The sequence below is a fragment of the Stenotrophomonas sp. genome (assembly GCF_032061965.1).
GTDB lineage: Bacteria > Pseudomonadota > Gammaproteobacteria > Xanthomonadales > Xanthomonadaceae > Stenotrophomonas.
The window spans coordinates 1-11213 of the sequence record NZ_DAMBEF010000014.1 but is presented as its reverse complement, the minus strand read 5'-3'; the positions used below and the strand labels follow the sequence as shown (position 1 = coordinate 11213).

7 protein-coding genes and 1 pseudogene are annotated in these 11213 nt (G+C 64.7%); 5 read left to right on the top strand and 3 right to left on the bottom strand.

Annotated elements, in window-relative coordinates:
• Positions 1–293 precede the first annotated feature (293 nt).
• The gene (gene mutS, locus RT460_RS09230; protein ID WP_313318570.1) at positions 294–2849 is read left to right on the top strand and encodes a DNA mismatch repair protein MutS; all 2556 of its coding nucleotides are present in this window, start codon (positions 294–296) and stop codon (positions 2847–2849) included.
• Between the two features lie 294 nt (positions 2850–3143).
• Here mutS and RT460_RS09225 read toward each other — a convergent pair whose 3' ends face one another.
• Together RT460_RS09225 and RT460_RS09220 are read right to left on the bottom strand one after the other, a co-directional pair.
• Positions 3144–3767 (bottom strand): glutathione S-transferase family protein, encoded by a 624-nt coding sequence (locus RT460_RS09225; protein WP_313318569.1) that lies wholly within the window; start codon positions 3765–3767, stop codon positions 3144–3146.
• A gap of 64 nt (positions 3768–3831) precedes the next feature.
• Positions 3832–4524 carry a YafY family protein gene (locus tag RT460_RS09220; RefSeq protein WP_313318568.1) on the bottom strand — a complete coding sequence of 231 codons (693 nt, stop codon included), beginning with the start codon at positions 4522–4524 and terminating at the stop codon, positions 3832–3834.
• Positions 4525–4847: 323 nt separating this feature from the next.
• Between RT460_RS09220 and RT460_RS09215 the strand changes: the two genes are divergently transcribed.
• The 3 genes from RT460_RS09215 (at position 4848) to katG (ending at position 10255) form a co-directional block, all read left to right on the top strand.
• Complete coding sequence (locus RT460_RS09215; RefSeq protein ID WP_313318687.1) at positions 4848–6368, top strand: catalase; 1521 nt, start codon at positions 4848–4850, stop codon at positions 6366–6368.
• A 154-nt stretch (positions 6369–6522) separates the two neighbouring features.
• Positions 6523–7137 carry a DUF937 domain-containing protein gene (locus RT460_RS09210; RefSeq protein WP_313318567.1) on the top strand — a complete coding sequence of 205 codons (615 nt, stop codon included), beginning with the start codon at positions 6523–6525 and terminating at the stop codon, positions 7135–7137.
• Between the two features lie 970 nt (positions 7138–8107).
• Positions 8108–10255 carry a catalase/peroxidase HPI gene (gene katG / locus RT460_RS09205; RefSeq protein ID WP_313318566.1) on the top strand — a complete coding sequence of 716 codons (2148 nt, stop codon included), beginning with the start codon at positions 8108–8110 and terminating at the stop codon, positions 10253–10255.
• A 215-nt stretch (positions 10256–10470) separates the two neighbouring features.
• Here the strand turns inward: katG and RT460_RS09200 are convergent, their stop codons facing one another.
• Complete coding sequence (locus RT460_RS09200; RefSeq protein ID WP_313318565.1) at positions 10471–10878, bottom strand: S4 domain-containing protein; 408 nt, start codon at positions 10876–10878, stop codon at positions 10471–10473.
• 106 nt (positions 10879–10984) lie between these two features.
• On the opposite strand from RT460_RS09200, the pseudogene RT460_RS09195 reads away from it, so the two are divergent.
• Positions 10985–11213: pseudogene (locus tag RT460_RS09195) on the top strand (MATE family efflux transporter); the annotation flags it as partial.

Sequence of the window (11213 nt, the reverse complement as noted above, 5' to 3'; positions counted from 1 at the left end):
ACTAAACTTAAGAGAGCCGGACTTCTTGCTCGACGCTGGACTCTTCAACACACGCCCCTCTGGATGTCCGTATTGCTACAGTATCGCACGCACATGGCCATCGCTACAGACCATTGCTACAGCTTTCTTTCGCTAGAGTCCCCACGTAGCTACAGAATCGCTACAAAAAACACCTTCACTCGCCGCCAATCGCCTCCACCCACCGTCATTGACGTTACCGGCCAAACAATCAAGTGACTGATTTAAAAGATCAAAGCAGCACCAGCAAGGGATCCAAAGAACACACGCCTGCTATGAAGCAGTTCTTCGCAGCCAAGTCCGAATATCCGGACCTGCTGCTGTTCTTCCGGATGGGCGATTTCTACGAACTGTTCTATGACGATGCCCGCAAGGCCGCGCGCCTGTTGGACATCACCCTGACCCAGCGCGGCAGCTCCGGCGGCGCGCCGATTCCGATGGCCGGTGTGCCCGTGCATGCGTTCGAAGGCTATCTGGCGCGACTGGTGGCGGTGGGCGAATCGGTGGCGATCTGCGAGCAGATCGGCGACCCGGCGCTGGCCAAGGGTCTGGTCGAGCGCAAGGTGGTGCGCGTGGTCACCCCCGGCACGGTCACTGACGAGGCGCTGCTGGACGAACGCCGCGATACCTTGCTGATGGCACTGTCGCGCAGCAAGGCCGGTTACGGCCTGGCCTGGGCCGATCTGGCCGGCGGCCGCTTCCTGGTCAACGAAGTCGATACCGACGACGCATTGGAAGCCGAACTGGCCCGTCTGGAACCGGCCGAGCTGCTGGTCCCGGATGAAGAAAACTGGCCCGAGTTCCTGCGCCACCGCAATGGCGTGCGCCGCCGCGCGCCGTGGTTGTTCGATGCCGACAGTGGCCGCCGCCATCTGCTGAACTTCTTCAAGTTGCATGACCTCAGCGGTTTCGGCATCGATGACAAGCCGCGCGCCACTGGCGCTGCCGGCGCGCTGCTGGGCTACGTCGAGGAAACCCAGAAGCAGCGGCTGCCGCACCTGACCTCCATCTCGATGGAGAACGCAGGCGAAGCGATCGCGATGAATGCGGCCACCCGCCGCCATCTGGAGCTGGACACGCGCGTCGATGGCGACACCCGCAACACCTTGCTCGGCGTGCTCGACAGCACCGTCTCGCCGATGGGCGGGCGCCTGCTGCGACGCTGGCTGCACCGCCCGCTGCGCCTGCGCAACGTACTGCAGCAACGCCACCACGCGGTTGCCACGCTGATTGATCGCGGCACCGACGCCGACCTGCGCGACAGCTTCCGCGCGCTTGGCGACATCGAACGCATCCTCACCCGCATGGCGTTGCGCTCGGCGCGACCGCGCGATTTCTCCACCCTGCGTGATGGCCTTGGCCTGTTGCCGGCCATCACCGCGCAGCTGGATACGCTGGATTCACCGCGCCTGCAGCAACTGCGCGCCGAACTCGGCTCGCACGATGAAAGCGCGCACCTGCTGGCCAGCGCCATCGCCGAGCAGCCGCCGTTGAAGCTGTCCGATGGCGGTGTGATCGCCGAGGGCTACGACGCCGAGCTTGATGAGCTGCGCCGCCTGTCCACCCATGCCGACCAGTTCCTGATCGATCTGGAAGCGCGCGAGCGCCAGGCCAGCGGCATCGCCACCTTGAAGGTCGGCTACAACCGCGTGCACGGCTATTACATCGAAATCAGCAAGGGCCAGGCCGACAAGGCGCCGGTGCATTACACCCGCCGCCAGACCCTGACCAATGCCGAGCGCTACATCACCGAGGAGTTGAAGAACTTCGAGGACAAGGTGCTGTCGGCCCGCGAGCGCTCGCTTAGCCGCGAAAAACTGCTGTACGAAGGCCTGCTCGATATCGTCGGCGAGCACCTGGAGCCGCTGAAGCGTTGCGCCGGCGCACTGAGCGAACTGGACGTACTGGCCGCATTCGCCGAGCGCGCACAGGCGCTGGACTGGGCGCAGCCGGAACTGCAGGAAGACGCCTGCCTGCGTATCGAACGCGGCCGCCATCCGGTGGTCGAAGCTGTGCGCGACGCACCGTTCGAACCGAACGACCTGGACCTGCACCCGGACCGCCGCATGCTGGTCATCACCGGCCCGAACATGGGCGGTAAGTCGACCTATATGCGACAGAACGCATTGATCGTGCTGTTGGCGCATATTGGCAGCTTCGTGCCGGCCAGCCGCGCGGTGATCGGCCCGATCGACCGCATCCTGACCCGCATCGGCGCCGGCGACGACCTGGCCAAGGGCCAATCCACCTTCATGGTGGAAATGGCCGAAACCAGCTACATCCTGCACCACGCCACCGCCCACTCGCTGGTGCTGATGGACGAGATCGGCCGTGGCACCTCGACCTATGACGGCCTTGCCCTGGCCGACGCTGTAGCCCGTCACCTGGCCTACCAGAACCGCTGCTACACGCTGTTCGCCACCCACTATTTCGAGCTGACCGCGCTGGCCGACGAAAGCCATGAAGGCGGCGCCAGCGGCATCGCCAACGTCCACCTGGATGCGGTGGAACACGGCGACACGCTGGTGTTCATGCATGCAGTGAAGGACGGCCCGGCCAATCGCAGCTTCGGCCTGCAGGTGGCGGCCCTGGCCGGCCTGCCCAAGTCCACCGTTGCACAGGCGCGACGGCGACTGGCCGAACTGGAGCAGCGCGGCGGCGAAACCCAGAGCGCAGCGATGGCACCGCAGGCACTGGATGCCCCACAGCAGTTTGGTTTGTTCGCCGCGCCGAATTCGGCGGCGCTGGATGCCTTGCAGGCGATTGATCCGGACGAGTTGACGCCGAAGCAGGCGTTGGAGGCGCTGTATCGGGTCAAGTCGTTGATCTGAGCCTTGCGGTGTTACCGACGCCGAACCAGGACAAGCACCCCCTTCCGCCCTTCGGGCACCTTCCCCCGCTCGCGGGGGAAGGCGGGCTTCATGGGACACCGCTTCTGCTCCCTCCCTTTTGCGAAGCAAAGGGGAGGGTTGGGGAGGGGTTGGCTCTTTCGGCCTTTGGAGCAACACCGGCTTCGCGGCTTACGCCGCTCCTGCACCGGGAACGCTTGCTGCTTTCCGGAAACACCGGGTAGATGGCCTGAGTTTGATTTGCTTGGCGGTTCCGTTGCCCCCCCGCTTCGCGGCTTACGCCGCTCCTACCTGCGGGATCAACGCATCATCCTTGGCGTTGCCGCGTACCGCTGCCAGCCGCTGCAGATGCGGTGCGACGTAGTTCTCGAACGCCGCCAGCGGTTCCAGCTCGCCCACCCGCATGTAGTAGCTCAGGAAGGCGGTCATATACAGATCGGCCACGCTGAAGCTGTCACCGACCAGGTATTTCCTGCCTTCCACGGCGCCGACCAAGGTGCGCATCAGGTCCGCCTCGGTGCCATAGCCTGCCTCGATTGCCGGCGCCAGGGCACCATGCCGGCGCGCGGTGATGAAGGACTCCACCGGACCTGCAGCGAAAAACATCCAGCGATAGCACAGACCACGCTCAGCACTGCCTACCGGCGGCAGCAAACCTTTTTCCGGCACCAGGTCGGCCAGGTGCAGGCAGATGGCCGCGTTCTCGGTCAGCACCACATCGCCCTGCCGCAACGCCGGCACCTTGCCCATCGGATTGATCGCCAGGTACTCGGGCGACTTCATGCTCTTGCCGAACTCCAGCACCACCTCGTCGTAAGGCAGCCCCGTCTCTTCCAGCATCCAACGGGCGATGCGGGCACGGGAGTAAGGGTGGGTGTAAAACGTCAGCGTGTTGCTCATGGCAGGCACCTCGTTGGAAGAGCCTGCAGTGTGGACAGGGGCTACTGACAGCTGCTGTCAGCAGTCAGCCATTGCGGTGCTGCAGCTGCAGGACCTTCCAGCGCTTGAGCAGGCTGTGCCGCTGGTCGGGATAACGGCGACCGGTATCCTCCAGCGCCAACATCCGATCCGCGCGGAAATGCCGGAAGTCGCCGCGCATTTCGCACCACGCCGCGAGAAAGCGCAGCTCCGCCATGAAGGCCATCGCAAACGGCCAGACCACCCGCTCACTGGCCCGCCCTTCGGCATCGCAGTACTGGATGCGTACGGCATTGCCTTCGCGGATTGCGCGTCGCAGTGCCGGTAACCACGGCTCGGGCTCGCTGCGCTTCCATTGCGGGGCGAACAGGCCACTGGTCTCCACCTGCAGGCGCAGCGGCTCGGGCAGCACGCCGGACAAACGCTCCAGCGCGGTGCCTGCGGCCGCTGCCAGTTCCGGATCGGCATGCGACACCACCCAGCGCGCGCCCAACAGCAACGCCTCCAATTCATCGGCCGAGAACATCATCGGCGGCAGCAGGAAGCCGGGGCGCAATTGGTAACCGATGCCGGGGTCGCCGGCGATCTCGGCGCCCTGCCCGCGCAGCGCGTCGATATCCCGGTACAGGGTGCGCAGGCTGATCTCCAGCCGCTGCGCCAGCTCCGCGCCGCGCACCGGCGTGCGGCGGCGCCGCAATTCATCCAACAGATGCAGCAGGCGGGTGGCGCGCTGGGTCATGGGTATTCAGGCAAGTCGGCGTCAGGGGCGGCGGACACAGACTACCGGGCCGAGCGATACAGCGGGGTCTTGCGCACACGGCCGCTGACTGACAGGCAACCCGCCGCCAGCGATCCTGCGCAATGGGTGACCAATTTCATCTTGCTGCGGTTACAGTCGGAGCAAGATGTCTTCCCCAACGCCAGCAGGAGCCAGCAATGAGCAATGACACCAAGGCGAGCTGTCCGTACCACAGCGCCCCATCGCCGCAAGACGCCGCACAGGCACAGCGTGACACCAGCACGACGCCGAAGCAGAAGCATGGCGATGCACCGGTGACGCCGATGACCACCGCCTTCGGTGCGCCGGTGGTGGACAACCAGAACAGCAAGACCGCCGGCCCGCGTGGCCCGCTGCTGATGGAAGATGTGTGGCTGCTGGAGAAGCTGGCAAACCTCAACCGCGAAATCATTCCCGAACGCCGCATGCATGCCAAAGGCTCTGGCGCGTTCGGCACCTTTACCGTCACCCATGACATCAGCAAGTACACCCGCGCCAAGATCTTCTCGGCGGTGGGCAAGCAGACCGAGATGTTCGCCCGTTTCACCACCGTGGCCGGTGAGCGCGGCGCGGCCGATGCCGAGCGCGACATCCGCGGCTTTGCGCTGAAGTTCTATACCGAAGAAGGCAACTGGGACCTGGTGGGCAACAACACGCCGGTGTTCTTCCTGCGTGACCCGCGCAAGTTCGGCGACCTCAACAAGGCGGTCAAGCGCGACCCGCACACCAACCTGCGCAGCGCCCGCAACAACTGGGATTTCTGGACCCTGCTGCCGGAAGCGCTGATGCAGGTCACGGTAGTGATGAGCGACCGCGGCATTCCGCGCAGCTTCCGCCACATGAACGGCTTTGGTTCGCACACCTATAGCTTCACCAACGACGGCGGCGAGCGCTTCTGGGTCAAGTTCCACTTCGTCACCCAGCAGGGCGTGCAGGCGCTGACCGATGCACAGGCCGAAGTACTGGTCGGCAAGGACCGCGAGAGCCATGGCCGTGACCTGTTCCAGGCGATCGAGCGCGGCGAGTTCCCGAAGTGGAAGCTGTTCGTGCAGGTGATGCCGGAGCTTGAGGCGGAAACCTACCGCATCCATCCCTTCGACCTGACCAAGGTGTGGCCGAAGAGCGATTACCCGCTGATCGAAGTGGGTGAATTCGAACTCAACCGCAATCCGGAAAACTGGTACCAGGATGTGGAGCAGTCCGCATTCGCGCCCAGCAACATCGTGCCGGGCATCGGCCCCTCGCCAGACAAGATGCTGCAGGCACGCCTGTTCGCCTACACCGATGCACAGCGTTACCGGCTGGGCGTCAACCATCACCAGATCCCGGTCAACGCTGCCCGCTGCCCGGTCTTCAGCAACCACCGTGATGGCAGCCTGCGGGTTGATGGCAACTACGGTGGCCTGCCGCATTACGAGCCCAACAGCTATGGCCAGTGGCAGGAGCAGCCGCAGTACCGCGAGCCGGCCTTGAAGATCCGTGGCGATGCCGACTTCTGGAACTTCCGCGAAGACGACAACGATTACTTCAGCCAGCCCGGTGCGCTGTTCCGCAGCTACAACGCCGAGCAGCAGCAGCGCCTGTTCGAGAACACCGCCCGCGCCCTGGGCGATGCGCCGGACTTCATCAAGCAACGCCACATCGACAACTGCAACAAGGCCGACCCGGCCTATGGCGCAGGTATCGCCGCAGCGTTGAAGAAGCTGGCCGACGCCAGCGCGCCGGCCGATCCGTTCGCACCGCCGCCGCACCCGGGCAATGACTTCCCCACGGCCACCCCGGGCGCAGAGGACATCGAGCTCTAAACCCGGACCCTGTGTCCAGGTGTTCCATCGCACCGCCCGCTCCGTGCGGGCGGTGCTGTTTTCGGTTGCAGCCACCGTGGCTGCGGCCCCTTCCCGCAGGCCCCCGTCCCGGGGTTACCATGCGGCTCGGCAACCAACTGCAAGGATTTACCCGATGAGCCTGACCGACGACCTTCTCTCCCAGCTGCAGGGCGCACCGCTGCAGCAGGTTTCGCAACAGCTGGGCATCGACAGCCAGCAGGCTTCGGGCGCCATCAGCGCCGCACTGCCGCTGTTGATGGGCGCGTTGGGCAACAACGCGGCCAAGCCGCAGGGCGCAGAAGCCCTGTTCGGCGCACTGCAGAACAACCACAGCGGCCTGGACATCGGCAGCGTGCTGGGTGCGGTGCTGGGCGGCGGCGCTGCCAGCAACCCGGCAGCCAATGGTGCCGGCATCCTCGGCCACATCTTCGGCGGCAACCAGGACCGCGCTGAAACCGGCCTGGCCCAGGCCACCGGTTTGAGCCCGAGCAGTTCCAGCCAGCTGCTGAAGATTCTGGCCCCGATCGTGATGGCCTACATCGCCCAACGCATGAGCAGCGGCGGCAGCCAGGCCAGTGCCGGCGGCCTGGCGCAGATCCTGGGCCAGGAGAAGCAGCAGGTATCCCAGGCCGGCGGCATCGGCGGCGGCCTGCTGGGCAGCGTGCTGGACCAGGACGGTGACGGCCAGTTCGGCGTCGGCGACCTGATCAAGCTGGGTAGCGGCCTGCTGGGTAGCGGCAAGCGCTGAACCTTGCGGGGTCCTGCCCGAAGACGCCACCGCAAGGTGGCGTTTTTTTTGTGTTTCTCCCTCTACTGGGAGCGTCGCGCAGCCCGGGTAAGCGCAGCGCACCCGGGGTCTTGATGTACATCCGGCAACATCGCCTGCCACTCAGATCCCGGGTGCGCTGTGCTTACCCGGGCTACACGGAGATACCCCCGCGCAGGTCTGCGGGTAACGGCACTGCAAGTCGACGCTCTTGATTCTTCTGCACCGGCCCGGGAAACACCGTAGCCCGGATAAGCGCAGCGCACCCGGGGTCTTGATGTGCATCCGGCGACATCGCCTGCTACCCGGATCCCGGGTGCGCTGTGCTTACCCGGGCTACACGGAGATTCCCCCGCGCAGGTCTGCGGGTAACGGCACTGCAAGCCGACGCTCTTGATTCTTCTGCACCTTCCCAGAAAACACCGTAGCCCAGGTAAGCGCGGCGCACCCGGGGCTTTGATGTACATCCAGCAACATCGCCTGCTACCCGGATCCCGGGTGCGCTGTGCTTACCCGGGCTACAGGGATATACCCCGCGCAGGTCTGCGGGTAACGGCACTGCAAGTCGACGCTCCTGATTCTTCTGCACCTTCCCAGAAAACACCGTAGCCCGGATAAGCGCAGCGCACCCGGGGTCTTGATGTGCGTCCGGCGACATCGCCTGCTATCCGGATCCCGGGTGCACTGTGCTTAGCCGGGCTACGGATTACTTGCCGGGTTACGGCGACACTGAAACCTGCTCGGAGCTGCCTGAAGACGCCGCCGCAAGGTGGCGTTTTCCTTGGCCTGTTCGGTATTTTGCAGACACCCTTCAGGTAATAGGCCGCAACTATCGCAGCGGTTGGATAAATCAGTTTCCCCTATTTAAGTCTGCGCCTTACCTTGGCTGCATTCCGATTCACCACGTCCATCGGCGCGGTGGATCTCTTCAGCCAGCCAGAGGGTGTCAACCATGACAAGCGAAGCCAAATGCCCGTTCAACCATGCCGCGGCAGCAGCCGGCAGCGGCACTTCCAACCGCGATTGGTGGCCGAATCAGCTGCGTGTGGATCTGCTCAACCAGCACTCCAACCGCTCCAATCCGCTGGGCGAAAGCTTCGACTACGCCGAGGCGTTCAAGACGCTGGATTACTCGGCATTGAAAGCCGACCTGAAAGCGTTGATGACCGATTCGCAGGATTGGTGGCCGGCAGATTGGGGCCACTACGGCGGCCTGTTCATCCGCATGGCCTGGCATAGCGCCGGTACCTACCGCACGGTCGATGGCCGTGGCGGCGCCGGCCGCGGCCAGCAGCGCTTCGCCCCGCTCAACAGCTGGCCGGACAACGTCAGCCTGGACAAGGCACGCCGCCTGCTGTGGCCGATCAAGCAGAAGTATGGCCAGAAGATTTCCTGGGCCGACCTGATCGTGCTGGCCGGCAACGTCGCGCTGGAAACCATGGGTTTCCGCACCTTTGGCTTCGGTGCTGGGCGCGAGGATGTGTGGGAACCGGATATGGACGTCAACTGGGGCGATGAAAAAGCCTGGCTGTCGCACCGCAACCCGGAAACCCTGGCCAGCAACCCGCTGGCTGCAACTGAAATGGGCCTGATCTACGTCAATCCGGAAGGCCCCAACGCCAGTGGCGATCCGCTGTCGGCAGCACCAGCCATTCGCGCCACCTTCGGCAACATGGCCATGGACGACGAGGAGATCGTCGCCCTGATCGCCGGTGGGCACACGCTGGGCAAGACCCACGGTGCAGGCCCGGCCAGCCACGTCAGCGCGGACCCGGAAGCCGGTGCCATTGAATCGCAGGGCCTGGGCTGGCACAGCAGCTACGGCTCGGGCAGCGGCGCCGACGCCATCACCTCTGGCCTGGAGGTGGTGTGGACGCAGACCCCGACCCAGTGGAGCAACCACTTCTTCGAAAACCTGTTCAAGTTCGAATGGGTGCAGACGCGCAGCCCGGCGGGCGCGATCCAGTGGGAAGCAAAGGACGCGGCCGAGGACATTCCCGATCCTTTCATCGCCGGCAAGAAGCGCAAGCCGACCATGCTCACCACCGATCTGACGCTGCGGTTTGATCCTGCGTTCGAAAAGATCTCGCGGCGTTTCCTCAATGACCCACAAGCCTTTGCCGAAGCTTTCGCCCGCGCCTGGTTCAAGCTGACCCATCGCGACATGGGCCCGAAGGCGCGCTACCTGGGCCCGGAAGTACCCAAGGAAGACCTGATCTGGCAGGACCCGCTGCCGGCCGCCGTGCACGCACCGACTGCCGCCGATATCGCCGCGCTGAAGATCGCGATCGGCAATGCCGGCCTCAGCGTCGCCGAGCTGGTCTCGGTGGCATGGGCATCGGCATCCACCTTCCGTGGCGGCGACAAGCGCGGCGGTGCCAACGGGGCACGCCTGGCACTGGCGCCGCAGAAGGACTGGGAGGTCAACAAGACTGCCGTTGCGGTGCTGCCCAAGCTGCAGGAAATCCAGCAGGCCTCGGGCAAGGCCTCATTGGCTGACGTCATCGTGCTGGCTGGCGTGGTTGGCGTGGAACAAGCGGCGGCCGCGGCAGGCGTAAAGGTGGACGTACCGTTCACCGCCGGCCGCGTCGACGCCAGCCAGGAAGATACCGATGTCGCGTCCTTCGAAGTGATGGAACCGGTGGCCGACGGCTTCCGCAACTACCGCCGCTCCAATGCCCGTGGCAGCAGCGAGCAGTTGCTGGTGGACAAGGCACAGCAGCTGACGCTGACCGCACCCGAGCTGACCGTGCTGATCGGCGGCCTGCGTGCATTGGGTGCCAACTTCGACGGCAGCCAGCATGGCGTTTTCAGCGACACCGCTGGCGTGCTGAGCAATGACTTCTTCGGCAAGCTGCTGGACATGGGCACGGCATGGAAGGCGGTGGACGACAGTGCGGAGGTGTTCGAGGGCCGCGACCGCAAGACCGGCACCGTGCGCTTTACGGCGACCCGCAACGATCTGGTGTTCGGCTCCAACTCGGTGCTGCGTGCATTGGCCGAGGTGTATGCCAGTGCCGATGCCAAGGAGAAGTTCGTCCATGACTTCGTCGCCGCCTGGACCAAGGTGATGGAACTGGACCGGTTTGACCTGAAGTAAAAGCAGCGTCGTGTTGAACAAGAGCGCCACCTTCACGGTGGCGCTTTTTTTAGTGCTGAGCCATGCTCGGCAGGCGCTTTACCAGTAGAGCCTCATTGCCGAGCATGGCTCGACACTACAGGTGCTGCGCGTTGAGCCCCTCTCCCGTGTACGGGAGAGGGGTTGGGGTGAGGGGGCTTTTCGCAGGGAAAGCCTCTGCCGAGCATGGCTCGGCACTACAGGGCGTCCAGGTCGCCCAGGGCGCGGATCAGGCGGCGGGCGCGCTTGTCGGGGCGATGCTCGGGGGCTTGATAGCCGGTGCGTTCGGCAATGCGGCGCTGGCGCAGCGCTTCGCGCGCCAGCCTGGAGGCGGCCGTTTCCTCATACAGCGCCTGCGCCACTGGCGCGGCACCCCGCGTATCACTGAGTCCACGCACCGCGATCTCGAAGATCTCCTCGCCGCGCTGTACCCGCAAGGCATCGCCCACACGGATCGCGCGCGAGGACTTCGGGCGCTGCCCGTCCACGTCGACCTTGCCGGTCTCCACCGCCTGTTTGGCCAGACTCCGGGTCTTGAAAAAGCGCGCGGCCCATAGCCATACGTCAAGACGAATGCTTGCCACTGGAACGACTTCACCACTCATCGCGTTGCCATGACTCCCTTGTGATCCTGCCAATCCTGATACCTGCCATCAGCGCCCTCACCCGCAAGATGCTAGTGTGCCAGCCCCGATCCCGACAGCGTTGCCCATGTCGAAAACCACCCAGAACCGCTCACTGACCGAAGGCCCGATCGGGCACAGCCTGCTGATGTTCGCGCTGCCTATTCTGGCGGGCAACATCGCCCAGTCGCTGAACGGTTCGGTCAATGCCGTGTGGGTGGGCAAGTTCCTCGGCGAGGCGGCGCTGACCGCCACGGCCAATGCCAACAACATCATGTTCTTCCTGATCGGCTCGGTGTTCGGCATCGGCATGGCCG